Origin of the sequence: Plantibacter sp. VKM Ac-2885, from assembly GCF_015351205.1 — a bacterium.
GTDB lineage: Bacteria > Actinomycetota > Actinomycetes > Actinomycetales > Microbacteriaceae > Plantibacter > Plantibacter auratus.
On record NZ_JADKSK010000002.1, the window covers coordinates 254,027 to 278,554 of the forward strand.

Sequence of the window (24,528 nt, forward strand, 5' to 3'; positions counted from 1 at the left end):
CTGCGGTTCGAGGACGGGGAGCTGTGAGCGACGACGGATCCGGCATGCGGATCGCCGATGCCGAGCCTGACGCGGCGCCGTCCGGCAGTCCGGCGCCGACCGGTCGAGCAGGGCTCCGAAGCCGCTTCGCGCGCCACCCGCGCACGAGCGCCTACCTGCTGCGCAGCGCCGTGCTCGCAGCATCGACGACCGTGGTGGTCTCCGTCGTCGTCGGTGTCATCGCCGCGTGGGGGATCCTCGCCCGACAGATGGAGTACCGCGACGGTGACGGGTACCGGATCACGGGAGGCCCCAACCCGGCGACCTGGTCCGACGCCGTCTCCTTCTCGCCGGCAGGGGAGTGGTACAGCGTCCTCGGCACCATCGGATCCTTCCTCTGGCTCGCCCTCGCGGTCGTGCTCCTCCTCGTGCAGCCGGCGACCGAGCTCGGCGGACGATGGGCCAGGTCCCGCGGGTTCGGTGCGTTCTTCGGGCTTGTGCCGGTGGCCGTCGTCGGCCTCGTGATCTGCGTCATCGCAGCGTTCGGGATCACCGGTGGCAACTCGCCAGCATGGCTCGTGGGCTGGACCTCCTTCGGGACCATCGTGTGGTTGGCGGTGGTCTACGGGCTGCCGATCCTGCTCGTCGTCGCGGCCGTCATCGGCCTCGCCACGCTCGCCGACCGCGGTGGACGGCGTCGGTTCCTGCTCATCCTCGGTGCCGTCCTCGCGGTCGCAGTCGTCGCCGGATCGATCGGACTCTTCCGCCCGCCCGCGCTGGAGCCAGTGGTCGGTCCGCCCATCGGCGGGGAGGCCGCGGCGTTCACGCAGGCCCTGGAACCGCTCGACGGCGTGGCGTCCGTCGAGGTCGTCGGTGCGGGGGCGACCGTCCTGATGGCCGCCGACGCCGGCGCCGACGAGGTGCTCGCAGCAGCTCAGGCTGCGCGGCAGGTCTCGGAGGAGCAAGCCGCTGCAGCACAGGCCGCCGAGATCCAGCCCGCGATCGTCATGGTCGTCATGGCCCGCGAGTCGAGCGGCACCGACCTGGCCGCCGATGACCCACAAGCGGCGCCCTGGCGGTTGCAGCTCGTCCCCTCCGAGTTCCCGGCGGGCACCCTGACCACCCAGGTGGATCGCTTGCTGCGCGCGGAGGCGCTCGGCGTCCAGATGGTCATCACGGGCGATCGGCCGGCGATCACCGTCTCCTCGATCGCAGCGTTGCCGGGCGTCGTCGCCGCCTTGGCCGAGATCGCCCCCGACGGAGCCTACGTCTCGGTCCCCGAACGGTTTTCGATGGTCTTCGACCCGCTCGAGCTGAGCACGGCGATGGTCGACGCGATCGTCGGGGTCGTCGTCGCAAACCCGAACGCGGAGTTCGAGCTCACAGCACAGCCGAAGCTCTACGTGAACCACGTGACCCCTGAGGCCGCAGCCGCGATCGACGCGATCCTCCGGGACCCGGCGCTTGCCGGGACGAGCCCATCCGGGTACCCCGCCGAGTACCAGATCCACACGATCGGCCCCGACGGCGACGTGTACCTCGAGGGCACCTTCGGTTGAGCCCCTGCCGGTAGCGTGAGGGGATGACCGCCGCTCAGTCCTCCCGCCTCCAGTTCGGTGCCTTCGTGATGAACACGGGCTCGCACATGCAGCACGGCCTCTGGCGCCACCCGGACGCGAAGCAGCACACCTTCGACGACGTGAACCTCTGGGTCGACCTCGCGAAGACGCTCGAGCGGGGCCGGTTCGACACGATCTTCTTCGCCGACGTCGTCGGGGTCTACGGCGGTGCCGGGGCGTCCTTCGACGTGAACGCCCGCGAGGGCATGCAGTTGCCGAGCAACGACCCGTCGATGCTGCTGTCGGCGTTGGCGATCAGCACCGAGCACCTCGGCCTCGCGTTCACCTCGTCGATCCTGCAGGAGCACCCGTTCACCTTCGCGCGGAAGATCTCGACGATCGACCATGCGTCCGGTGGGCGGGTCGGCTGGAACATCGTCACGAGTTTTCTCGAGAACGCGGCGCGCAACTACGGGCTCGACCGCCTCGTCGAGCACGACGAGCGGTACGCGTGGGCCGAGGAGTACGTGGCGGTCGTCGGCAAGCTCTGGGAGGGGTCGTGGGACGACGGCGCGCTCCTCGCCGACAAGACCAGCGGCGTCTTCGCCGACCCGACCAAGGTGCACCGGATCGACCACGTCGGCGAACGGTACCGCGTGGAAGGCCCGCACCTGTCGTCGCCGTCGCCGCAGCGATCGCCGCTCCTGTTCCAGGCAGGCTCGTCCGGCGCGGGGAAGGCGTTCGCCGCGAACTACGCCGAGGTGCAGTTCATGATGGCGCCCAGCATCGAGGCGGCGCGGGCGTCGGCGGAGTCGACGCGCGCGCTCGTCGCCGAGACCGGCCGCGACCCGCGCGACGTCAAGTTCTGGCAGGCGATGTCGTTCATCGTCGGCAGCACCGAGGAGGAGGCGAAGCGTATCGAGGCCGAGTACGACGACCTCCTGTCGGCCGACGCGTTCCTCGCGCACTCGAACCTCGGCACCGACCAGGCGACCGGCAAGCCGATCGACCCGGACACCCCACTCAAGGACGTCGAGACCCAGGGCGGGCACAGCATGCTCGAGGCGTTGAAGGCCCTCTCGCCGGACCGCGAGCCGACCGTCCGCGACCTCGCGAAGCTCACGGCGAAGCTGCGTGGCCGCGTGGTCGGGACGCCGGAGCAGATCGCCGACCACCTGGCCGAGTGGCGCGCGGCCGGGATCGACGGGATCAACGTCGCCAACTGGATGATCCCGCACTCCTACGAGGTCTTCGTCGACGAGGTCATGCCGGTGCTGCAGGAGCGCGGTCTCGCTCAGCGCGAGTACGCGCCTGGCACGCTCCGCGAGAAGCTCTTCGGTGCGGAGCCCACCCTCCCGGAGACGCACCCGCTGCGCGCGTACCGCGGCGCCTTCGCCGGCCGCTGAACCCAGCCCGCTCGGCAGCAGGACATCCGCCCGAGAACCGGACGTTTCGACGCGGAATGTCCTGCTCTCGTGCGGCTGTCCTGTCCTCGTGCCGCGGGGCCTACTCCGGCTTGGCCGTGCCGACGGCCCAGACGAAGGGCGGCGGCGTGCCGTTGATGGACCAGTCGCCGACGATCCGCGTCTTGTAGATCACGGGGTTGTGCGACGCGACCGTGCGGGCGTTGCGCCAGTGGCGATCGAGCGCGCTCGTGCGGCTGACGGCCGAGGCGCCGAGCGTGTTGAAGAGCAGCGTCGCGGCGCGCGGCACCAGCTCAGAGAGCACCACCTGCGCCTGGGCGGAGCGGATCTCGGCCTCGATGTTCGCCTGCAGGTCGTCCGCGGAATCGCGGTCGGCGGCGGTCTCCGATGCCCGCTCGATCGCCGCGGCGACCCCGAGGACGGTCTGCTTCGCGACGAACGCGATCGACGAGATCTCGCCGACGACCGCCTGGATCTGCCCGTCGTCCTTCACGAGTGGCGCGAGACCATGCGTGTAGACGCGGGTACGGGCGCGGATCTGCTCCCCGGCGTCGCGCTCGACCGCCGCCGCGATCCCCGCGTGCACGGCGATGAGCACGTGCTGGTAGAGCGCGGTCTGGTAGCGGAACCGATCGGTGAAGGGGTGCAGCTGGTCGGCGTCGACGACCGCGTCCTCGAAGACGATCGTCCCCGTGCCGGTGAGCTGCTGCCCGAAGCCGTCCCAGTCGTCGGCGATCGTCACGCCCAGCTGGTTCGTGCGGACGAGCACGGTGACCTCGGTGTCGGGCTGGCCCTCGACGACGAGTCGCGCGGTCGCGTCCGTCCAGTCGGCGTAGATGCTGCCCGTCGTGTAGAACTTACGGCCGTTCACGACGTAGCGGCCGTCGCGCTCGGTGACGACCGTTCCGGAGACGCCGAGTGCGCCGGAGCCGACCTCGCTCCAGGCGTTGCCGACGATCTCACCGGCGACGAAGCGCTCGAGCCAGGCGGTCCGTCGGTCGCTGGGGGCCGCGACCAGCTGGTCCTCGACGAGGGCGATGTGCCCACGGAAGATCTGCGGGAGGTTCGAGTCCGCCGCCGCGAGCTCGATCAGGAGCTCGGTGAACTCCGGGAAGGTGAGCCCCGAACCGCCGAACTCGGCGGGGACCCGGAGTGCGCCGAAGCCGGCGGCGGCGAGCTTCCGCACCTCCTCGCGCGGGAGCCGGTGCTCGAGTTCGCGCTCCACGGCGCCGGCCTGGATCTCGGCGAACAGCGGTAGGAGCAGCTCCCGGGTGGCCGCGAAGCCGACCGGGCGGGCGGTGGTGGTGGGTGCGGAGGTCATCTGGTTCCGTTCCGGAGGCGGCGGTGGGCTGGTCGGGCGGTGGGCCCTTCGACAGGCTCAGGGACCGGTGGAGGTGCTCAGGGACCGGTGGAGGTGCTCGGCGACTGGGTTGAGCCGCTGGGCTTCGGTCCCTGAGCCTGTCGAAGGGCGGGAGTGGCGCGAAGGCCTAGGTGTAGAGCGAGATCGGCTGAAGCTCGCCGTTCAGGTGGTTCGCGCCGACTTCGAGCTTCTTGTAGTCGACCGGGTCGTGGAGGGAGTGCGTGCGCACGTTCCGCCAGAACAGGTCGAGCCCCACGGAGGCCTTCGCCGAGCTGGAGCCGGTGACCTCGAAGATGCGGTTCGCGACCTCGATGCCGAGCTCCGTGGAGACGACCTTGAGCTTGGCGATCTCGATGGCGATGGCGCCGCGGTCCTCCGCGGTCACGTCCGCTCCCCGCTCGATGATGCGGTCGAAGCGGGCGTTCGTGCGGTCGGCGAGCGCCTCGACGGCGGCGATCGACGACACGAACTCGCCGACGACGCGCTGGACGAACGGGTCGTCGCGGTAGGTCTCGGCGTGGCTGAGGAACCAGGCGTTCTTCCGCGCCCGGACGAGCTCGGTGCCCTGCGCGAGCGCGCCCTCCGCGATGCCCAGGTAGAGGTTGCCGAACGCGAGCTGGATGCCGGGCGTCACGAGGGAGGAGAACGGTTCGTCGCCGACAGTGCCGAGGATGTCCGCCTGCTCGACGAGCACGTCCTCGAACCGCACGGAACCCGACGCGGAGAGCCGCTGGCCGAGCGCGTCCCAGTCGCCGAGGTAGGTGATGCCCGCGCGGTCGTGGTCGAGGACGAACTGGAAGATCGTGCCGTCGTGGTCGCCACCGCGGACGACCGCGTTGACGAGGATGACGTCGCCGGCCGAGGCTCCCGTCGAGAAGCGCTTGAGGCCGTTGAGGCGGAACGCGCCGCCGTCCTGGGTGAGCGAAAGATCGGGGTCCGTCGGGTTCACGGAGTCGCCCCAGATCCACCGGCCCTCAACGGTCTTGCGGTGCCACTCGGCCTGCGTGGCCGGGTCCGCGGTGAAGCCGATGTTGCCTGCGTTGATGTAGTGGTAGGCGAGCAGCTGGCCGATGGAGGCGTCCACGCGCGACAGGATGCGGACGACCCGGAAGGCGCTCTCCCAGTGCCCACCGCCGCCACCGAACTCGGCGGGGTCGAGCAGGTTGACGAGGCCCGATTCGCGGAGGAGGTCGAGCTCAGTGGTGGGGTCGAGGTTCGCGCGGTCGCGTTCGAGGACGTCGACGGCGAGCTTGGTGGCGACCTCGGAGGCGACGGCGTCCCAGTGCGCGAGCTCGGCGTCGTCGGCGGTGCCGGACCAGTGGGTGCGCCCCGGGGAGATATCGGTGATGCTCATGCGGATGCCCCTTCAGTGGCGTAGGCGTTGTCGGTGTCGAAGAGGGAGGGTGCGGTGTCGTCGGCTGCGGACGGCTGGCCGACGTAGGCGCCGCGGTAGCGGTGGGCCGGGTGCCACTCGGGCACGACGGGGGAGCCGGTGCCGTTCAGCCGGCCGCGCAGCGTCCCCTCCGGGTACTCGTCCCAGACCCGGCCGCGGCGACGCAGCTCGGGCACGAGCAGGTCGACGACGGCCTCGAAGGTGCCGGGCGTGATGACGTAGGCGAGGTTGAAGCCGTCGGTTCCGGCTACGTCGATCCACCGCTCGATCTCGTCGGCGACCGTCGCGGCACTGCCGACGAACACCGGCCCGATGCCGCCGATGCCGATGTAGTGGGCGATGTCGCGCGGCGTCCACTCGCGCTCCGGGTCGGCGAGCGTGAAGATCGCGAGCGCCGAGCGGGCGGCGTCGGTGTCGACGTACTTGAGCGGCTTGTCGGGGTCGAAGGACGAGAGGTCGAGGCCGGACCAGCCGCCGTAGAGGGTGAGGGCGCCGTCGAGCGAGATGTACTGCTGGTACTCCTCGTACTTCGCCTGCGCCTCCTCGTCGGTCTCGGCGACGATCGCCGTGGCGAGGGTGAGGATCTTCGCGCTGTCGCGCGGGCGTCCGAGGGCCTCGGCGCGGTCGCGGATGTCGTCGGTCGTCTTGCGGGTCAGCTCCGGGACGAGCCCGTTGATGAACACCGCTTCGCCGTGGGTGGCCGCGAACTGGCGACCGCGGGCCGAGGCGCCGGCCTGGAAGATGACGGGGGTGCGCTGCGGCGACGGTTCCGAGAGGTGGATGCCGGGCACCTGGAAGTGCTCGCCGCGGTGGTTGATGGGGTGCACCTTCGTTGGGTCGGTGTAGACGCCGTTCTCCCGGTCGATGACGACCGCGTCGTCCTCCCACGAGCCCTCCCACAGTTTGTAGGTGACGTCGAGGAACTCCTCGCCGATCCCGTACCGGTCGTCGTGCTTGATCTGGGTGGTGAGGCCGAGGTTGCGGGCGGCGGAGTCGAGGTAGGAGGTGACGACGTTCCAGCCGACCCGACCCTTCGTGAAGTGGTCGAGCGTCGAGAAGCGGCGGGCGAGGGCGTACGGCAGTTCGTAGGTGGACGCGACGGTGACGCCGAAGCCGAGGTGCTCAGTCGCCTTCGCCATGGCCGACACCTGGATGATCGGATCGCCGACGGGCAGCTGCGCCGAGTCGATGAGCGCGGGCGCGGAGGAGTGACGGTAGACGTCGTAGATGCCGACGACGTCCGCGATGAACAGGGCGTCGAACGTGCCGCGCTCGAGGAGTCTGGCGAGGTCGATCCAGTAGTCGATGTCGTTGTAGCGGTGCGCCTGGTTGTCGGGGTGCTTCCACAGGCCGGGCGCCTGATGGGTCACGCAGCTCATGTCGAACGCGTTGAGGATGATGCGCTTGCTCACAGGGATACCACCGGGTCGTCTCGTCGAGGCTGGGTCCGACGGCGATCACGGCGCCGTCCAGCACGACGGTACTCGGGGGCCCGGGTGCTCGCGAGGGGCCCGAAACAGAGCGTCACATGGGCCGCCGGGCGTCCGTTCCTCACGGTTCCTTCCCAGAGTTACTTTACCTTACGTAAGGTAAAGTAACTCCCATGAGACCCAGTGCACGGAACGAGATCCTCGATGCGGCCGTCCGCGTCGTCGACGCCTCCGGAGAGGCCGACATCACCTACGAAGCGGTGGCGCAGGAGGTCGGTCTGACGAAGGCCGGCCTGCGCTACCACTTCCCCTCACGGGACGCGATGATGATCGCGGTGATCGAGCACGTCGTCGCCCGCTGGCAGCGCGAGCTCGTGGAGGAGCTGGGGGCGCCGCTCGACGAGTCGACGCTCGAGGAGCGGGTGCGGGCCTTCGTCGCCTTCGCCGGGGAGGGCGGCGCGAGCCAGGGCGAGTTCGTCGTCTTCGCCGAGGCGGTCAGGCGCCCGGAGCTCGCCGCTCCCTGGCTCGAGTACCTCCGGACCTGGTTCGGATTCGGCGAGGACACCGATTCGACCTCCCTCCTGCTCGTCTGGTTGGCGGCGAACGGCCTCTGGATCGCCGAGGCGACCGGCATCCTCGACGTCGGTCGCGATCAACGCGCCGACCTCGTCGCACGGCTGCTGACACTCGCGGGCGGTGGTTCCCGATGAGGAAGTGGCTAATCCTCTCCGCCGCCATCCTGCTGGAGGTCACGGCGACCCTCTCGCTGCGCGGCGCTATCGACAACCCCTGGTGGTCGATCCTCGCCGTGGTCGGGTACGCGGGCGCGTTCGTCGCGCTGTCGCTCCTGCTCCGGATGGGGGTGCCGATCGGGGTGGTCTACGGCATCTGGGCTGCGGCCGGCGTCGCGCTCACCGCGGTGCTGGCGTCGCTCGTGTTCGGCGAGCAGTTCACCTTCATGATCGGGCTCGGCATCGCGATCGTGATCGCCGGCGTCGTGCTCGTTGAGACAGGCCACGCCCCGGAGTCGCCGAAGCCCGCGGCGACGAACGAGGAGGCCGGCGCATGACCTGGTTGCTCCTGGCCGGCGCCATCGTCACCGAGGTCGCCGCGACGCTCTCCCTGCGCGCCTCGGAAGGCCTGCGGAAGAAGCGGTGGATAGCCCCCGTCGCCGTGTTCTACGTGACCGCCTTCGGGTTGCTGACCATCGCACTCGCGAACGGCATGCCCGTCGGAATCGCCTATGGGATCTGGGCCGCTTGCGGGGTCGCCCTCACGGCCATCGGTGCGCGCGTCCTGTTCAAGGAGAAGCTGACGCCGAAGATGATCGTCGGCATCGGCCTCATCGCGGTCGGTGTCCTCGTCATCGAGCTCGGCTCCCAAGCGCACTGACCCGCGTTGATCGCGCCCGCGCGCGGCGGTGGGGACCGGTCCCCATTGAGCGTGCGGCGAGTCTGCGGCATCCTCGTCCTGAGCGATACCGCTCGTGACCGACAGCCTTGGGGGGCTCCTGTGGACAGCAACGTACTCGCGATCATCGCCATTCTCGTCCTGCTCGCCATCGTCGGGCTGGGGGTGTTGAAGGGACTCGGCCGCCGGAAGATTCGGGAGACGGCGACGAACCGTCGCGCCACCAAGGTGCCGGAGATGCTGCAGGAGTTCGGGCGCTCGGTCGTCCTCGGCACGGACCCCGCCGGTGCGACCGCGCTCATCGAGGGGCTGCCGAAGCGGAAGGCGAAGTCGCTGCGGCCCGGTGTGTGGGGTATCGACTACGTCGCGAAGGACGACGTCACGATCGAGGTCCAGTCGACGGGCGCAGGTTCCGAGGTGGTGGTGACGTCGCTCACCGAGTACCTCGGCTTCCCGCAGGGCCTCGACGGCTGGCAGCGCTTCGCCACGCAGCTGGAGGAGGCGGCGAAGGCGCAGGGCGTGCCGGTGCAGCGTGGTGCTCGGGCGTTCCAGTACCTGCCGGCACCCGCGAACACCCTCGACAAGGCGCGCTGGGTGCTCGCCAAAGTCGTCGCTCGCTGAGTCACCTCTCCCGAATCGCGGCGGCGCTCACTCACCCCTCCGGAAGAGCTGCGGAGGCGCCAGCACCGTCGTGGCCGCGACCGATACCATCGGGCAATGTCCATCGCGAGGTTCGACACCGTCCTGATCAATGGCAGCGTGGGCACCGGCAAGACCTCCGCTGCCGAGGCAGTCGGTGAGGCGTTGCAGCGATGCGGCGTTTCAGGCGCGGTCATCGACGTCGACTGGTTGAGCCGGTTCTGGCCTGCATCCGAGGACGATCCGTTCCGGACCGCTCTCGCTCTCGAGAATCTGCAGGCGATCACCGCGAACTTCCGGCGCGCCGGCGCAGCGGTCGTCGTCGTCGCCACGGTGATGGAGACGCTCGACCAGCTGCAACGCACCACCGTCGCCCTCGGCTCCCCGAGGTCGCTGCACGTCCGCCTGACCCTGGATCCGGACGTCGCGCGCTCGAGGTTGGCCGGACGCCACGGTGACGACGCGGCAGCGCTCAGCTGGCACACGCGGCGTCACCCCGAACTGGCGGGCATTCTTGAGCGGGCCGCATTCACCGACGACATGCGCATCGACACGACTCATAAACGGCCCAGGGAGGTCGCTCGAGAGATCCTCTCGGCAATCGTCGCCGGTCCCTGAGCTTGTCGAAGGGCTGGGAGCCCTCGTCTGGTCCCTGAGCCTCCCTCCGGTCCCTGAGCCTGTCGAAGGGCCCGCCGACCGCCCGCTCGCCTACAGGTTCCCGAGATAGGCCAGGCGCTCGCCGCCGAGTTCGACCGCCAGCGCCCGCTGCCGCTTCACCCGCCGCCACCGCACGATGAAGAGCACCGTCCCGATGGCCGTGAGCACGAGACTGACGCCGAGCATGATCGGTCCGGTCGCGCCGAGCTCCTCCGGGTCGACGGACAGGAGGGCACCCGCGAGGACACCGACGCCGCCGAGGCAGGTGCCGGCGTACGCCCCGGCCGCGAACAGGCGCGACGCGGGGATCGGGCCGAGGAAGTGCTGCAGGAGCACGGGCGGGAGTCCACGGCGGCGTTGTTCCGGGCCGCGCCGGTCGAACCAGTCGAGGGAGAAGCGCTGGGCGATGTGGATCTCGCGTGCCCGCGCGATGCCGCCGACGATCCACGCGACGAACGCGAGTAGCGCGGATCCGACGACCGCGACAGCGACGAGCGCGTTCGCGTCGGACGGCAGGAGGCGGTCGATGACCCCTTCCGCGATGGCCGCCCCGAAGATCGCGAGCAGGCCGATCCCGGCGAGCCCGATCAGGATCCAGTCGCAGACCTTCCGGAGGGTGCGTGCGCCGACCGTCTCCGGAATCGGTTGCAGGTGGACGACGTCGTCGTTGTCCGCGAGCCAGGACCGCACCCGAGCCTGGTCCTGTGGAGGAATCCACGACGGCAACTCGCGTCCGTCGTCCGGGTCGCCGCGCTCTGCATCCCGATCGCCGCGCTCCGCATCCCGATTGCCGAGCGCCCCATTCCGGTCACCGAGCTTGTCGAGGTGCACTCGGTCGACGATCTGCTCCGCGGCCAGCCGGGCCGGGTCGTCCGGTCGCCGGAACCGGTCGTCGTCCGTGTCGTCGTCGACCGCCGTCGCCTCGTCCTCGACCGCGACGACCGACCCGTACTGCGGCGCAGGCGGCACGAGGGGAGTGGGGTTCGAGGCTTCGGGCGCTGCTGGGGCCACGTCCTGGTACCCGCGCGCGACCTCCTCCACCGCGCCCTGCGCCGCCTGCATCGCCTCGTCCCGGATGCTCCGGCCGAGCGGCCCCGCGGCCTGGACCACCGCGTCGAGCAGCTTCACATCGCCGGTGGATTCCGCCACGGTGATGCAGTCGCCGATGAACCCGCGTCGACCGATCATGACGTCCGAGCCCTTTCCGGCGAGTGAACGGGAGATGCGCTCTCGGCCGACATCGAGGGGGTCTTGACCGGTGTCGTCGGGGATGCCGCTGCCGGCGATGAGCGCGACGAGTGGCACGAGGTCGGAGGTGGGGAGGCTCCGGAGCCAACCGCCGTTCACGATGATGCGCGCGCGTGCGCCGGTGTCGGTCGTGAGTCGCAGGCTGAGGGCCGGCGTGGTCGCGGCGGGATTGCGGGTGAGGAGCTCGCCGCTCACGATCGAGCGCAGCGGAACCGTCTCGCCGCCGAGGAGCGCGGTGCCGCGAACGGTGTCGACGCCGACCGGGCGGAAGGTGGTTGCGAGGTATGACAAGCAGATGCCGGCGGTGAGGAGGAAGCAGAACGGAATGGTGATGATCGGGACGAGCGCGACGTCGAAGACGGAATCGATGATGCTCCCGAGGCCCCACCCGACGATCGTGGCGAGGATGCCCGACAGGATGACGATGAGGACGAGGTTCGCCCGGACGGGAGGGCGGCCGATCATGGTGAATCCGTCGTTCGTCGGTCCTGGTGCTGCGCTCACGTCGTCCTCTCCGCAGGTGGTCGCATCGACTGTTCCATGTCGGCGCCCGTCGTGTCGAGCGGGAGCCCTCCTTTGATCCCGGGCCGCACCCGCCCCCTGAACCACCTCCTCCGGTCCCTGAGCGACCATCCGGGTCCCTGCGCGACCATCCGGGTCCCTGAGCTTGTCGAAGGGCGTCACCTTCCCCGGTCCCTGAGCTTGTCGAAGGGCGCGACCCTCGCTGGCCCTGAACCCCTCGCAGCACGATTCGCGTCTTCGGCTTCCGTGTTGTAGGCTCTACTTCGGCCTGCCGAGCCGAAGTTCTCTTCTCTCAGCAAGCAATGCGCCCGTAGCTCAACGGATAGAGCATCTGACTACGGATCAGAAGGTTGGGGGTTCGAATCCCTTCGGGCGCACAGAAAAAATCCCGCCTGACCAGGTAATTATTGGTCTGGCGGGATTTCTGTTTTTGGCCTAGCGGGGGCTTCATCCCACGCTTGAGGCCTACGCCACGGGGCTCTACCCAGCTGATTCGTACCGGTCGGGAGCCACGGTCCGCATCGCACCATCCATGCAACCGGCGAGCCCGATACCTGTTCGACGCTGGCCCTTGGGAAGGTAGTACTGGTTCGTCGCAGACGCGGTGTTGCCGATCCAGTACCGGCTAGTAATTCCGACGGGCCGCGGAACTACTGATGCTCCGCCAGTACCTACGATGGACGCGACGACCGAGGGAGAGCCTGTAGCTGATGGACAAGAGCATGCACCCCGACGACCGCCGTGTTGGCATCTTTCTGCATTCTTCAGATAACAACGAGCCGTTCGCCGTCGGGACACTGTGGCTCGACCCTGACCGCGGTGTGACGGCGGAGATTCCTTTCTTCCCGAACATCCAGCCCCAATTCACGACTCCCGCCAGATGGTTCGCGGACGGGCCGCCCGAGAACATTCACTTCCGAAGCGAGCACCTTCAAGTCGGAATGTTCGGCTGTACCCGCTCTCGGGTTTCGTCCCCGATGCACATCGATGTAGGCGGTCTCCGGGTTCGCGAGACAGTGCTGACGGAAAGGACAGGGCCGGTTGAAGACCCGCTGACGGTCTCGACCTTCAGTTCGCGAATTGATGGTCTGACTGAGTGGACGAGGCTCTCGTCGGTGAGCTGGTCGGGTGAGCAAGTCGAGGACGAGCGAGGGGCGCGACGACGGCGGGTCACCTACGTCATCGAACAAGCTCAGGGGCTGTCATGGGCGCAAGGTGAGGCCCGCATGTCCTTGAGTACGACCTGGCGACCAAAGGAGAACGCGCCGAGGAACGGCGTGCATATGGAGGACGATGTGGTTCTCCGGTCGAAGTTCTCCAGTCCTCGACCCATCGCGGACCATCTCGCCGAGCATCGGAAGTTCCGTGACCTCCTCCAATTCAGTTACGGAATTCCGGCATCGTTCCGCGGTCACCAAGTGCGGGACAGCCGTTTCCCGACGCTCTCCGCGGTGGGTGATGTTGTCGCGGTCGAGAGTCAGGACGTCATCTGCAGCATTACCGTCCCGGAGCACTTCCGGGAGCCGCTCGGGTCACACGCCCTGAGTTTCCCAATTGTCCGCATAGACGATGTCACCGCTGACACCCTGACGCTGTGGGCGCACAAGTACGACGAACTCAAACGGGTCATCTACCCGACCAGCGGTGTGTTGCGACGTTCCGGGCTCTTTGCCGAGGACAAAGTGCTCAACGGTGCCATGAGTGTTGAAGCACTCGGACGGCTCCTTCCTCCCGCGCCGGGAGAGGCCGCCACCTTCAGCAAACGCTCGAAGCGGAAGACCACCGCGACAGACTTCTACCGGGCGATGGATTACTTGGGTGTAGATGTCTCAGCTATCACTGAGCGCCGCAGTCATCTCGCATGGGCGATGGCGAATACGTACAACCGAGTGAAGCATGCCGACCGCGGCGACTTCCCCGAGGGCGTTCACTCTCACGTGTCCGGGATGCTGACGCTCGTGTTGGTGAGGCTCGCCCTGCTGAAGCTCTTGCTCCCGATGAGCCCGGCCATACAGAGCTTCGTCGATGGGTGGGGCTTCGGGCAGGTCGTGGAGTCGATACGGCAGCGAGGAGTGCGCGCGGATGCCTCGGGGGAGTTCGTGACCGAGAGCTGAGGCAACCTATTCCGCGCAAGCCTCCGTGAGCTTCTTCAAGCTGAGGTTCATATCGACCAGAGCATCACTCGTCGCCTGCATACTTCTTGCGTTCGTCGTATCGAGGGCCGTCAAAGACTCACCCGCACTCCCCATGTCACGACCCGCGTCCTCGAAGACTCGACCAGCCCCAGCCTTCTCTGAACTCAACAAACCCGCCCACCCCACGAGCTGTGCGCCATGCTCGGCATAGAAGGCAGCGTTCGCCGTTCGGGAGCCTAGATTCGTTGGATCAAGCGCTCCCACATCGGCCCCATATCGGGTTCCGACCTCGCTCGCATAGACGCAAGCTTCAGCCATCGACGCCGCAGGCTTGGCGTTGATGGTGAACGCCACCACCGCGAAGACGGCAGCAGCCACCACGAAGACGGCCGGCCCGACGAGCCGCTTCTTCGGATGCTTCAGGTCAGCACGGCCCCACTCATCCTCGGCGTCCAGCTCAGCCTGAATCTCCGCGTCCATGCGGGCCTGAATCCGAATCGCTTCTAGGCGTGAGACCGACTTGCTGGGTCCCCATGACGTGCCATCCCACCATCGCTGCTGGAGGTCATCCTGCGGGTCCGGATACCAACCTGGCGAAGGGGGAGGGGAGGTGCTCATTCGGGAAGCCTAACGGGAGGAAGTCAATCACCCCGAAGTCCTCTTCCTCTTCCAACTTCAGTCTCTCCCCGCCCCGGGGTCCAATCAGACTCTTCCCCTATCGGCCCGCTTTCATCCTGATTCCAGATTTTAGAGAGACAAAGGTCTAGAGACAAAAGGAAAGAGAACGAGGCTGGGGAATAGGGTGAAGGGGTTTGTGACTGCTGAATGATGACTCCGTAGGCAGTTCTGCTCGGCGGGTAAGTTGCTTGGCTCCGCTCCTGTCCAGGGGTTCTTCTCTGTCCGAGTTCGCTAGGCTCCGAGGCATGCCCGATGAACCTCAGGATAACGCGCTGGAGTCTGAAGAGCTGGAGTCACCTGAACTGGAAAATGAGACCGGCGGCAGTCACACATCGTCGGGCGCTGGTTCGGATGTCCTCGTCTCCTCGCAGGCGGGGTCGTTGGCGAATCAGATTCTCGCGTCGAACGCGTCAGCTGGGTTCCAAGGGCTCGTTCCGAAGTTCAGTTTCCCTGTCCCGGACATACGCGACATCATGCCGCGAACGAGCTTGCTCGGCTCGCACCTGAGCGGTCTGGTCAACCCGTTGAACCCGCCGGTGCCGAAGCTTGAAGGCCTCATACCTCCGCTCAACTTCCCAACTGTGAAGCTTGAAGGTCTCGTACCAAAGTTCGCACTCACGCCGCCGCCTATCGCAATGTCCTCTGGCGTCTCCGCGTTCTCGGGTCTGTCCGGTGCGGTGAGCCCTTTCGCACCGGCCTCCAGCCGTGCATTTGAACTGATTTCGGCAAGCCTCCAGTCTGCCCTGAGCCCTCTGTTCCCGCAGATGCCTGCGGACTTCTTGGAACAGCTGCTCGCTGCGAACAACCGCATCCTTCGAGCACAGCCGCCCAATTGGTGGGAAGTGGCTATGCCGAAGGACTTGGCGGTCGCATTGGCGCTCGCTGTCGATGAGGGATTGCCGCTCGCTTGGGTGCCGCGTCCGACGACACTTGATGCCCTGCTGGAGGCCGAGACTCCTGCTGCTCGGCGAAGGGTGTTCGCCAACCGCTGGCGGTCAGTGGTGTCGGACTGTGAAGAGCACCTGGACGCGATTGGTCCAGGTGTTTGGTCACCCTACGTTGAGTTCGCGCGGAAAGCGGTGAGGGGTATTAGAGACGGACATCACGAGTTGGCTCAAGCCATGAGCGTGAGCCTTATGGACAGTGTGATGAAGCGAAAGTTCTCTGAGCGCGGCGCGAAGCGGATGATGGACCAGAACAAGCGCCCGGTGAAAATTGACCGGTTCGCTGTTCGCTCGGCTATCGTCTTTGGGGGTATCTGGGGTATTCATGGACACTATCGGCCGGGTGTCACTGCCTCCATCCCGCGCAGCTTGAACAGGAACGCAAGTGTGCATGGCGTGTCGAAGCGGCAGTACACCCGGGTGAACTCGGTGCTGGCGCTCGGGCATGTGACAAGCCTGCTTCGTCTGATAGATGATGAAGCGCAGGCTGAATAGCGAGGTGACTCGCTAATTGCACAGATATGCCCTGAATAAGAAGAGCCGAACCCCGAGCTGCTGGACACGGGTGACTGGAATGGCGTGAAACGTCCGGTTCTCGGGCGTTTGTCCTGCTGCGGTGCCGAGGGAGCTACGCCCGGCAGCTGCCCAGCGTGCCCGTGAGCGCCTGGCGGTCGGCGTCGTCGACCGTGAGGTCGTACGCCATCAGCACGAGGACGAACCGCGCCGCATACTCGCAGTGCGACGCGACCGCCGGCGGCATCCAATCGCCGGGGCCGGAGTCCGACTTCGACGAGTTCGTCGCGCCGTCGACGGCCTGCAGGTTGATCGGGTCGTTCGCGAACTGCTCGCGCTGCTGCTCAGTCCACGTGTTCCCGCCGTGACGCCAACCCCACGCGAGCGGGACGACGTGGTCGATCTGCACGAGCTGACTCGACCGCTCACCGCGCTGGAAGTCGATCGTCGTCCCCGTGTAGAGGTCGTGCAGCACTCCGGTGAGGACGACGCAGTCGCGGGTCCCCGGCTTGAAGGTGACGTCGACGAGGTCGCGCGCCAGCACGTCGTTGCGGGTGTCGCAGCCGTTGCGGTCGATGTCGGCCCAGCGCTGACCGAACCGGTCCCGGTCGTAGCCCGTGGCGACCTGGGTTGCGGTGTCGACGTCGGCCAGCGCGTCTTCGACGGCGGTGGCCGAGACGACCAACTGCCCGGACGCGTCCACGACAGCGAAGCCGGCGGCCTCGAGCGATGCCCGCGCGCTCGGACTGACCGCCGCGGGCGTCGGTGCGAGCGACGTCGGCGCTGGTGACCCCGGCTCGCCGAACACGATCCCGCCGTCGAACTGCGTTGCGACGAGCACCACGACGGCTGCAAGGAGCGCGACGAGCAACGCCAAGGGAGTCTTCTTCATGCTGGGTGCTCTCCTCGGGGGTCTGCTCCACCAGCGTAGAGGTGGGCGCCGACACGGGGACCGTGCCTACACCCGGTGCGCACCCCGGCTAGTCGACATCGTCCCCCGATGGGAGCGGTACGTACCCGTGCAGGATGGCGGCGCGCTGGAGTTCAGCGAACGTCGTGACGCCGACCTTGCGGTACAGCGCGCGGAGTTGGGTCTTCACCGTGTTCACCGACACGAAGACCGACTGGGCGGTCTCCTCGATCGTGAGTCCGCGCAGCCGCGCCGCGAGCACCACCTGTTCTCGGGGGCTGAGGGTCAGGAACGGGTCGTAGGCCCGAGACTCCGCGATACGGAGGATCTGCTCGGCGATGTCTTGGGGAATGGATCCCGAATCGCCTTCCATCAGTCGCCGGATCGCGCGACCGTCTCCGAACGAGAGCGGGCCGTAGAGTCGCTCGCGGTTCGCCAGAGCGACGGCCAGCTCCCACGTCCTCGACGCCGTCGGGAGGCCGAGCGAGGACTCCGCACCGGCCTTGAGTGCGAGCGCAGCGATCATGACCCAGGGCGACGCCGCAGAGGAGAGCGTCAGGAGTGTAGCGGCTCGCTCGGCTCGCTCGACGCGACCGGATCGGGCGTCATCTGCGATCTTCCAGATCTCGAGCATCTTCGCGGCGAACGAGGTGTGTGGGACCACCAGGCCGTCCAACTCCTGGCGTGCGGCGGACTGCGAACCCATCAGCACGAGCAGACGGTGTCGGGCGACGGCGAGGAAGACCGCCCCTTCTCCCCGCTCGGCGCGCTCGTCGGGCATGTCGGCGGCGGCCGCATCGATCTCGGCGAGCATGGTGACCGCATCCGCGGGCGAGCCCACGAGGAGTGCGCACAGGAGTTTGTGCGCCGGCCAGCGCTCACGGGCAGGACGAAGGTCCACCCGATCCAGGATTCGTCTTGCGTCCTCGACCTCGAACGTGCCGAGCAGCAGTAGGGCCTCCGCCAGTTGCGCCGGCACGACACTGCGCCCGGCCCACCATGCATCGCCGACCTCGGGCAGTCGGGCGAGCCAGTGGCGCGCCTCGGCGTTCCGGCCGGCGAGTGCATCCACCCAGGCCAGAGCTCCTGCCGCTCTCGCACGGCCCATCTGATCGTCGATCATCAGCGCGATGTCGTAGCTGTCGACGAACTCTCGTCTGGCGCCGTCCAGGTCCCCGGCGAGTTCTCGGACGTAGCCCCAGGCGTAGGTCATCTCCGGCAGTGCCTGCTGCATCTGCTCTCGGTCGGAGGAACCAGCACCGTCGAGGAGTTCGCGCGCCTCTCGGACCATCTTCTCGGCGATGTCGTACTCGCCGTTCGCCCGCCGCGCCGTCGCTCGGATACTCAACTGCACGAGTGCGTCGAAGACGCTCCGCGGTGGCCCAGCGGGAGTGGCTTTACGGAACCGGGTCGTGTGCGCGTGGTCTCCCGGGGCGATGCGGTCGAGGTAGTTCTTCGCGAGGGAGATGCGCGGGTTGGCGACCAGCACGGCGTCCGGCATCACATCCATGACCTGTCGGACCGACGTCGGATCCTGAGCGAGGAGTTCCGTCCAGTTGCCCTGCATGACGTCGATGAGGTCGTCCCAGGCTGCAGCTGCGATCAACGCATCGATCGTGTTGCGCAACGTCTCGGAGCTTAGCGCCACGTTCTCGCCCCGTTTCTTGTCCAATTTCGCAGCCTATCCATGACCGGTCGGTCACGCCGGGTGAACTCGAGGGTGAACACGAGTCACGGGAGGGCGCGTTCCGATATCGGTTCGGGTGCCCTCAGCGCGGGAAAGACACCACGAGCGTGGTCATCGGTCGACGACCCGGTGCCGACGTGCGGGTCCGATGGCAGACCGAGTGCCATCGGACCCGTCCACCATCAGGCCGGTTCACTCGCTTCCGTGTCGCCGAGTCCACCGTTGCGTCGACGGATCAGCCCGTATCCGACGAGGAGGAGCGCCACCGCGGCGAGGGTTCCGGTCGCCCAGAACGCCAGGCCGGTGGAGGCCAGACCGGGCGGGACGATGGACGTCCGCGTCCGACAGTCGGGGTCGGTCGAGCCCGTCGGGCAGTTGGCACCGGATCCATCCGGCGTCACGACGACGTTGAGGATCTCACCTTGCTCTCGGATCTTCACCGTGTAGGTGATGGTCGTCGTCTCGCCTGGTGCGAGCGCGCCTGCCCAGGAGAGCATCGGTCGCTGGTAGACGGCCGATCCGGTCGCATCGTCGTTGAACGACGCGATCGCCAGCGTCGAGCTGAGATCGTCCGTGAAGGACGCCGGACGTTCCGCCGTGTAGGCCACCCGGCCCGTGTTGGTCACGGTGATCGTGAAGGTGACCGTGTCTCCGACGACGGCGCGGTCCGTCGACGCGGTCTTCTGGACGCGGTACGACGCGACCGGAGTGTCGGTGATGCACCCGTCGCTGGTCACGCATCCGCCGCCCGGGCCGTCAGGGACGACCACGTTCCGGAGGTGGCCGTCTCCGGTCGCCGGTGCGTTGACGGTGACCGAGTAGGTGATCGTCACCGACTCGCCCACGGCCAACGGCCCGTTCCAGGACAGTGTGTCCCCGTCGACGATCGCGCCGCTCGTGGCGTCTCCGTTGTAGGACGCATCGTCGAGCACCGCGCTCAGGTCATCGGTGAAGGACGCCGGCTGGTCGTCGGTGTAACCGACCTGACCGGTGTTGATCACCGTGACCGAGTAGTCGACCGTGCCGCCGAGCACCACATCCTCCCCGTTCGCCTGTTTGAGGACCGTGTACGAGGCGATGGGGGTGTCGGTGATGCACTGTCCTTCGACGCACTCCCCACCTGGGGACGAAGGGGCGACCACGTTGCGGAGGGAGAAGTCCCCGGCCACCGGGTCGTCGACCGTGACGGAGTAGATCACCTGTCGCACTTCACCCACGGACAGCGGTCCGGACCACGTGAGTGTCGTTCCGTCGACCGCACCACCCTGCGAGACGTCGTCGTTGTAGGCGGCGTCGTCGAGAACCCGGGAGAGGTCGTCGGTGAAGGCAGCCGGCTGATCCGTCGTGAACGGGACCTCGCCGGTGTTCGTGACGGTGACGGTGTAGGTGACGACGTCGCCGGGCAGCGCAGATCCGGGCTGTGCCGACTTCGCGACGGTGAACGACCCTGAGGGCACGTTCGCGATGCACGCCGGGTCCGTCGAGCCCGGCTCGCAGTTCCCACCGACACCGGGTGGCGTCACGACGGCGTTCTCGAGGCGCCGGTCGCCGGTCGCCGGGTCGTTCACGATGACCGAGTACGTGACGGTGATGGAGGCTCCGACCGCGAGTGGACCAGCCCAGGTGAGCGTCGGTGCGTCGTACGAGACGCCGGCCCCGCTGGTGCTCACCGCGTCACCGTTGTAGGTGGCGTCGTCGAGGACCTGTGACAGGTCGTCGGTGAACGACGCCGGCTGAGTGTCGGTGTAGTCGACTTGTCCCGTGTTGGTGACGGTGATGGAGTAGTCGACCACGGCCCCCGGCAGGACGCCGGTCGCATCGGTCGACTTCTCCACGCGGAGGGAGCTGATCGGCGTCGTCGTTTCACAGACGGTCGCGCAGGAACCACCCGGTCCGGTCGGCGTGACGATGTTGCGGAGGACGAAGTCGCCCGTCACCGGCTTGTCGACGGTGACCGAGTAGGTGATGTCGACGCTCGCCCCTGCTGCGAGTGGGCCGGACCAGGTGAGTGTCGTGCCCGCCACTGCGGCACCGTTCGTCGCGTCGTCGTTGTACACGGCGTCATCGAGTACCGCGGAGAGGTCGTCCCGGAAGGAAGCCGGGTCGGTGTCCGTGTACGGCACGGCACTCGTGTTCGTCACGGTGACGGTGTACGTGACGGTGTCGCCGGGCAGCGCTGTCGCAGCGCTGGACGTCTTGCCGACGGTGAACGACGCGACCGGCGTGGTGGTGCCGCAATCGCCCTCCCCGCACGACCCGCCGGGAGCGTCGGGGACGACCGTGTTGGTGAGGTTCTGGTCGCCGGTGATCGGATCGTTCACGGTCACCGAATAGGTCACCTCGACCGACTCTCCGATGCTGACGGGGCCCGACCAGGTCAGGGTCGTCCCGGTGAACGATGCGCCCGCGGATGCGTCGTCGTTGAACGTCGCGTCATCGAGGACCGCCGACAGGTCGTCGGTGAAGGATGCCGGGGCTGCATCCGTGTAGGCGACCGCGCCGGTGTTCGTGACGGTGATCGTGTACGTGATGACGGAGCCCGGCATCGCCGTGTCCGCTGATGCGGCCTTCGCGACGGTGAACGAGGACACCGGCGTGTTCGTCACGCACGTCGCGTCCGGATCGCAGTCCCCTCCGGGGCCGGTCGGCGTCACGCGGTTCTTCAGGGCGTCGTCTCCCGTGGTCGGGTCGTCGACCGTGACCGAGTAGGTCACGGTGACCGTGGCACCGACCTCGAGTGCGCCGGACCAGGACAGCGTGTCACCGGTGATCGAGCCTCCAGCGGAGACATCGCCGTTGTACGAGGCATCGTCGAGCACCTCCGACAGATCATCGGTGAACGTCGCAGGCGAAGCGTCCGTGTACGCCACCGAGCCGGTGTTGGTGACCGTGACGGAGTACGTCACCACGCCGCCCGGCGTGACCGTCGGGACGCTGGCCACCTTCGACACGGTGTAACCGCCGATCGGCGTCGTGGTGCACTGCTCAGTGGCGGGGTCGCACTCCGTCGGCGGGGTCGTGCCCGGGGGGACGAGGAAGTTGTCCGCCTGGCTGTTTCCGCGCTCGCCCGTCGGGTTGACTGTGACGGTGTAGGTGACCGTGGCGGTCGTGCCCGCCGCGAGGGTTCCGCGGAGCTCGAGGATGCCGTCGGTGGGGTCGTCCAGGGTGACCGAGGCGCTGTCCGACTCGGGATCACGCACCAGGGACGCGTCGTCGAGCACCTCGCTGAGGTCGTCGTCCCGGTTCACGGTCGCGGACGTCGCGCCGGTGTTGGTGATCGTGATGGTGTACGTGAGCTCCGTCCCCGACTGCACGGGAGTCGCCGACGCGGTGACGCTCTTCGCATGGGTGATGCCGGTGATCGGCGTGCTGGTGCAGTTCGGAAGTTGGGGGTCCGCCGGTTCGCAATCCGGGTCCGTGGGCGGGGTCTCGCCGGTTTTCAGCAGGAAGTTCGTCGCCACGCTGTCGCCGCGCTGACCGTCGGCGCGGACGACGACCTGGTAGGTGACGGTGGACGTCGCACCGGGGGCCACCGTGCCGGTGATGGCGATCTGGTCGCCGGTGCGGACCGCCGTCAGTGCCGTCGAGGTCGGCTCGCTCGCGATGTCCGCGTCGTCGAGCACGTGGATCAGGTGATCGGTGGCGTCGATCGTCGCCGCAGCCGATCCGTCGTTCTTGAAGAAGAGTGTGTAGGTGAGGATCGTGCCGGCCACGGTCGGCGTCGCCGAAGCCTGCACCTGCTTCCACTGGGTGAGTCCAGCTCCGGGGATCTGCACGAAGTCGCATGCGGCCGAACCGGGAGCGGCATCGGGCGCGGGGACGCAGGCCAGGTTGCGGAGGTTCTTGTCTCCCGTACCGGTGTATGTCACCGAGTACGTGATGGTGGCTTCGGCACCCGCCGCCAATGCTCCCGACCAGGACAGCTGGCCGTCCGTCACCGTGACGGTGCCCGTCGACGCTGCTGCGTCGTCATTGTAGTCAGCGGCATCGAGCACATTGGAGAGGTCGTCGGTCGCACGCGCCGGGGCTGTAGCCGTGTACTCGCCGGGGCCCGCGTTTCGGACGATGACGGTGTACTGCACCGTCTCACCGACAGCGGGGAGCTCGGTCCGGTCCGCCGTCTTCTCGAGGGTCAGGCGCGGGAGCAGGAACGTGACCGCGGCACACGCCTCACCGGTGACCGGGTCGTTACCGCTGGCGTCCGCGGGATCGCACGCCGGGGCGACGGGGGTGTTCGGATCGTTCGGCTGCCAGGCGACGTTGCGAACGGCGCCGTTCCCGGAGGAGCCGAGTTTGACGCTGTACGTCAGGGAGACCGACGCACCGACGCCCAGCGCACCGCGCCAGGACAGCAACGGGCTGGAGTAGCTCAGGGTGCCCGGACGGGTTGTGGCGGCATCGTCGCCGTAGGTGCCGTCGTCGATGACGTTCGACAGGTCGTCGAACACCACAGCAGGGTTCTCCGCGGTGTAGGCGCCTGTGCCGGTGTTCGTCGCCGTCACCGTGTAGGTGACGACATCACCTGGTCGAGCGTCCGTGGACACGTCCGAACTCTTCGTGATGGTCAAGTCCGGCGGGGTCGACGCATTGGAGAATGTGCAGAGTACGTCAGAGCCCGCGAAACCGTTGTCCGGCATCACGAATGTTCCGGATGGGCCGCTCCCTTGCGCGATCTGTCGCCCGCTCACGGAGTCGAAACACGTCCACGTGCTGTTGTAGTTGCTGAGGAAGGCGCCGTTGGAGCCTGCCTCGGTGATCGTGTAGGTCTGACCGGGCGAACCGATCACCGGACCCGCGACCTCGGCAGGGTTTGCCTGGACGCCGGCGTCGGAGCCTTCGGTCGTGCCGGTGTTGCCCTGGGAGACCGCACCCCCGGTGACCGAGAGGGTGAACTGGTCGCCGGCGACCACCCGGCCGCCGGGGAGGTCCTTCATGACGCGGACGACGTTCGGCGACGCACATGAACCGAAGTCACCGATCGTGTTCGACGTCGGCGTCATCGTGACGGCGCTGATGGTCGCGCCCGTGCTGGGGTTCACCGCATAGCGCACGCGTTGGGTACCGCCGTCGGGGATGCCTGCAAGGTAGAGCAGGCCGTCGCCACCGAAGGCCATCGAACCGAGCGACCCGGAGGGCGGTGACGCGATGCTCGTCGTCGTGAGGAGCGGTCCGGTCGCCGTTCCGCTCGTGGGAATGGTCTCATTCACCGAGAGCAGAAGGCCTGCGCTGACGATGTACAGACGGCCCGCGCTGTCGAACGCGAAATCACCGTTGTTCCCCGCACCGAGCGGGACTCTGGCCACGATCCCCGAGATCTGCGTGTTCGTCGTCCGGTTGAAACCGTAGATGTAGAGCGTCGAACCGGCGACGGCGCCGAAGTAATAGATGTCGTTGGCGGCGTTGAAGGCACCCATGACGACGCCACCGCTGGTCACGGGCAGGCCTGGGAGCGTGACGGGGTAATTCGAGACCACTCCGGTCGCCGCGGCGACACTGGTGACGTATCCGGTCGTCTGTCCCTGCGCCTGGGCGGACAGCCAGAAGAGCCCGGCCTCACCGTCGACCGCGAGGCCGTTGTTCGAGCCCGGGTACGTCACGACGTTGTTCCGGGTCAGCGCACCGGTCGCCGTGTTCATGGTGTAGATGGCGTGTTGCCCGCTGGCATCCGGACTCTGGTCGAGTGCGTACACCTGACCACAGGAGATGGGATCGTTCATCGCGGCCACGGCGGGCGTTGCTGTCGCGACGCCACTGGCGACCAGCGCCCCTCCGATGAGCAGGCTGGACGCCCCCATCGCGATCGCACGGCGACCGTGGCGGGTCCAGCGATCGGCCCTGAGGCTTGGGCGCAGCGGACGGTTCAGCGTGCGCCAGGTGCGTATCAGGCTGCCCAGTGAATGCGTACGGGTCATGGTGACGGGTTCCCTTTTCTCACCCGTGCGTGCCCACACGGTTTCCTCGGTCACACGGTGTGGAGCATCCGTGCGGATCGTTTCGACAGAAAACCCACCACAGAGCCGTGGTGGGTTTTCTGCAAGCT

17 protein-coding genes, 1 tRNA gene and 1 pseudogene are annotated in these 24,528 nt (G+C 67.7%); 10 read left to right on the forward strand and 9 right to left on the reverse strand.

Going from position 1 to position 24,528, the window contains the following annotated elements:
* Positions 1 to 23 precede the first annotated feature (23 nt).
* Positions 24 to 1,538, forward strand: a complete 1,515-nt coding sequence (locus ITJ66_RS13775) for a hypothetical protein (protein WP_194644978.1) — start codon at positions 24 to 26, stop codon at positions 1,536 to 1,538.
* A gap of 23 nt (positions 1,539 to 1,561) precedes the next feature.
* On the forward strand, positions 1,562 to 2,944 hold the full coding sequence (locus ITJ66_RS13780) for an LLM class flavin-dependent oxidoreductase (protein ID WP_194644979.1): 1,383 nt from the start codon (positions 1,562 to 1,564) through the stop codon (positions 2,942 to 2,944).
* A 100-nt stretch (positions 2,945 to 3,044) separates the two neighbouring features.
* Here the strand turns inward: ITJ66_RS13780 and ITJ66_RS13785 are convergent, their stop codons facing one another.
* The 3 genes from ITJ66_RS13785 to ITJ66_RS13795 form a co-directional block, all read right to left on the reverse strand.
* Positions 3,045 to 4,283 (reverse strand): acyl-CoA dehydrogenase family protein, encoded by a 1,239-nt coding sequence (locus ITJ66_RS13785; protein WP_194644980.1) that lies wholly within the window; start codon positions 4,281 to 4,283, stop codon positions 3,045 to 3,047.
* A gap of 166 nt (positions 4,284 to 4,449) precedes the next feature.
* Complete coding sequence (locus ITJ66_RS13790; RefSeq protein WP_194644981.1) at positions 4,450 to 5,676, reverse strand: acyl-CoA dehydrogenase family protein; 1,227 nt, start codon at positions 5,674 to 5,676, stop codon at positions 4,450 to 4,452.
* Positions 5,673 to 7,127 (reverse strand): LLM class flavin-dependent oxidoreductase, encoded by a 1,455-nt coding sequence (locus ITJ66_RS13795; RefSeq protein ID WP_194644982.1) that lies wholly within the window; start codon positions 7,125 to 7,127, stop codon positions 5,673 to 5,675. Before ITJ66_RS13795 ends, ITJ66_RS13790 begins: the two co-directional genes overlap by 4 nt.
* A 191-nt stretch (positions 7,128 to 7,318) precedes the next feature.
* On the opposite strand from ITJ66_RS13795, the gene ITJ66_RS13800 reads away from it, so the two are divergent.
* From ITJ66_RS13800 to ITJ66_RS13820, 5 genes are all read left to right on the forward strand, one after another.
* A complete protein-coding gene (locus ITJ66_RS13800; RefSeq protein WP_194644983.1) occupies positions 7,319 to 7,855 on the forward strand; it encodes a TetR/AcrR family transcriptional regulator in 537 nt (178 codons plus the stop codon).
* Complete coding sequence (locus tag ITJ66_RS13805) at positions 7,852 to 8,214, forward strand: multidrug efflux SMR transporter (protein ID WP_194644984.1); 363 nt, start codon at positions 7,852 to 7,854, stop codon at positions 8,212 to 8,214. The genes ITJ66_RS13800 and ITJ66_RS13805 overlap by 4 nt, the downstream gene beginning before the upstream one ends.
* Positions 8,211 to 8,537 (forward strand): multidrug efflux SMR transporter, encoded by a 327-nt coding sequence (locus ITJ66_RS13810; protein WP_071260538.1) that lies wholly within the window; start codon positions 8,211 to 8,213, stop codon positions 8,535 to 8,537. The genes ITJ66_RS13805 and ITJ66_RS13810 overlap by 4 nt, the downstream gene beginning before the upstream one ends.
* Before the next feature lie 120 nt (positions 8,538 to 8,657).
* Positions 8,658 to 9,176: a hypothetical protein gene (locus ITJ66_RS13815; RefSeq protein WP_194644985.1), complete on the forward strand. Its 519-nt coding sequence runs from the start codon at positions 8,658 to 8,660 to the stop codon at positions 9,174 to 9,176.
* Between the two features lie 96 nt (positions 9,177 to 9,272).
* A complete protein-coding gene (locus ITJ66_RS13820; protein WP_192019191.1) occupies positions 9,273 to 9,812 on the forward strand; it encodes an AAA family ATPase in 540 nt (179 codons plus the stop codon).
* A 90-nt stretch (positions 9,813 to 9,902) separates the two neighbouring features.
* Here ITJ66_RS13820 and ITJ66_RS13825 read toward each other — a convergent pair whose 3' ends face one another.
* A complete protein-coding gene (locus ITJ66_RS13825) occupies positions 9,903 to 11,603 on the reverse strand; it encodes a hypothetical protein (RefSeq protein ID WP_194644986.1) in 1,701 nt (566 codons plus the stop codon).
* A 322-nt stretch (positions 11,604 to 11,925) separates the two neighbouring features.
* Here ITJ66_RS13825 and ITJ66_RS13830 point away from each other — a divergent pair.
* Both ITJ66_RS13830 and ITJ66_RS13835 read left to right on the forward strand, forming a co-directional pair.
* A tRNA-Arg gene (locus ITJ66_RS13830) sits at positions 11,926 to 11,998 on the forward strand.
* Positions 11,999 to 12,331: 333 nt separating this feature from the next.
* Positions 12,332 to 13,735, forward strand: coding sequence for a hypothetical protein (locus ITJ66_RS13835; RefSeq protein ID WP_192019193.1), 1,404 nt, complete (start codon positions 12,332 to 12,334; stop codon positions 13,733 to 13,735).
* A 6-nt stretch (positions 13,736 to 13,741) separates the two neighbouring features.
* Here the strand turns inward: ITJ66_RS13835 and ITJ66_RS13840 are convergent, their stop codons facing one another.
* On the reverse strand, positions 13,742 to 14,236 hold the full coding sequence (locus ITJ66_RS13840; protein WP_228501926.1) for a hypothetical protein: 495 nt from the start codon (positions 14,234 to 14,236) through the stop codon (positions 13,742 to 13,744).
* 54 nt (positions 14,237 to 14,290) lie between these two features.
* Positions 14,291 to 14,374, reverse strand: a pseudogene (locus ITJ66_RS20200) (DUF2510 domain-containing protein); the annotation flags it as partial.
* A gap of 305 nt (positions 14,375 to 14,679) precedes the next feature.
* On the opposite strand from ITJ66_RS20200, the gene ITJ66_RS13845 reads away from it, so the two are divergent.
* Complete coding sequence (locus ITJ66_RS13845) at positions 14,680 to 15,873, forward strand: hypothetical protein (RefSeq protein WP_194644987.1); 1,194 nt, start codon at positions 14,680 to 14,682, stop codon at positions 15,871 to 15,873.
* A 133-nt stretch (positions 15,874 to 16,006) separates the two neighbouring features.
* Here the strand turns inward: ITJ66_RS13845 and ITJ66_RS13850 are convergent, their stop codons facing one another.
* The 3 genes from ITJ66_RS13850 to ITJ66_RS13860 form a co-directional block, all read right to left on the reverse strand.
* Entirely contained in the window at positions 16,007 to 16,783 is a 777-nt protein-coding gene (locus ITJ66_RS13850; protein WP_194644988.1) for an HNH endonuclease family protein, read from the reverse strand.
* 88 nt (positions 16,784 to 16,871) lie between these two features.
* Complete coding sequence (locus ITJ66_RS13855; protein ID WP_194644989.1) at positions 16,872 to 18,473, reverse strand: LuxR C-terminal-related transcriptional regulator; 1,602 nt, start codon at positions 18,471 to 18,473, stop codon at positions 16,872 to 16,874.
* A gap of 197 nt (positions 18,474 to 18,670) precedes the next feature.
* The gene (locus tag ITJ66_RS13860) at positions 18,671 to 24,400 is read right to left on the reverse strand and encodes a DUF11 domain-containing protein (RefSeq protein WP_194644990.1); all 5,730 of its coding nucleotides are present in this window, start codon (positions 24,398 to 24,400) and stop codon (positions 18,671 to 18,673) included.
* Between the last annotated feature and the right edge of the window lie 128 nt (positions 24,401 to 24,528).

Bases quoted from the DNA above. Each gene is read 5' to 3' on its own strand.
- ITJ66_RS13835 (WP_192019193.1), top strand. From the start codon at position 12,332: ATGGACAAGAGCATGCACCCCGACGACCGCCGTGTTGGCATCTTTCTG.
- ITJ66_RS13845 (WP_194644987.1), top strand. From the start codon at position 14,680: ATGCCCGATGAACCTCAGGATAACGCGCTGGAGTCTGAAGAGCTGGAG.
- ITJ66_RS13790 (WP_194644981.1), bottom strand. From the start codon at position 5,676: ATGAGCATCACCGATATCTCCCCGGGGCGCACCCACTGGTCCGGCACC.
- ITJ66_RS13800 (WP_194644983.1), top strand. From the start codon at position 7,319: ATGAGACCCAGTGCACGGAACGAGATCCTCGATGCGGCCGTCCGCGTC.
- ITJ66_RS13810 (WP_071260538.1), top strand. From the start codon at position 8,211: ATGACCTGGTTGCTCCTGGCCGGCGCCATCGTCACCGAGGTCGCCGCG.
- ITJ66_RS13805 (WP_194644984.1), top strand. From the start codon at position 7,852: ATGAGGAAGTGGCTAATCCTCTCCGCCGCCATCCTGCTGGAGGTCACG.
- ITJ66_RS13820 (WP_192019191.1), top strand. From the start codon at position 9,273: ATGTCCATCGCGAGGTTCGACACCGTCCTGATCAATGGCAGCGTGGGC.
- ITJ66_RS13840 (WP_228501926.1), bottom strand. From the start codon at position 14,236: ATGGACGCGGAGATTCAGGCTGAGCTGGACGCCGAGGATGAGTGGGGC.
- ITJ66_RS13780 (WP_194644979.1), top strand. From the start codon at position 1,562: ATGACCGCCGCTCAGTCCTCCCGCCTCCAGTTCGGTGCCTTCGTGATG.
- ITJ66_RS13785 (WP_194644980.1), bottom strand. From the start codon at position 4,283: ATGACCTCCGCACCCACCACCACCGCCCGCCCGGTCGGCTTCGCGGCC.
- ITJ66_RS13850 (WP_194644988.1), bottom strand. From the start codon at position 16,783: ATGAAGAAGACTCCCTTGGCGTTGCTCGTCGCGCTCCTTGCAGCCGTC.
- ITJ66_RS13860 (WP_194644990.1), bottom strand. From the start codon at position 24,400: ATGACCCGTACGCATTCACTGGGCAGCCTGATACGCACCTGGCGCACG.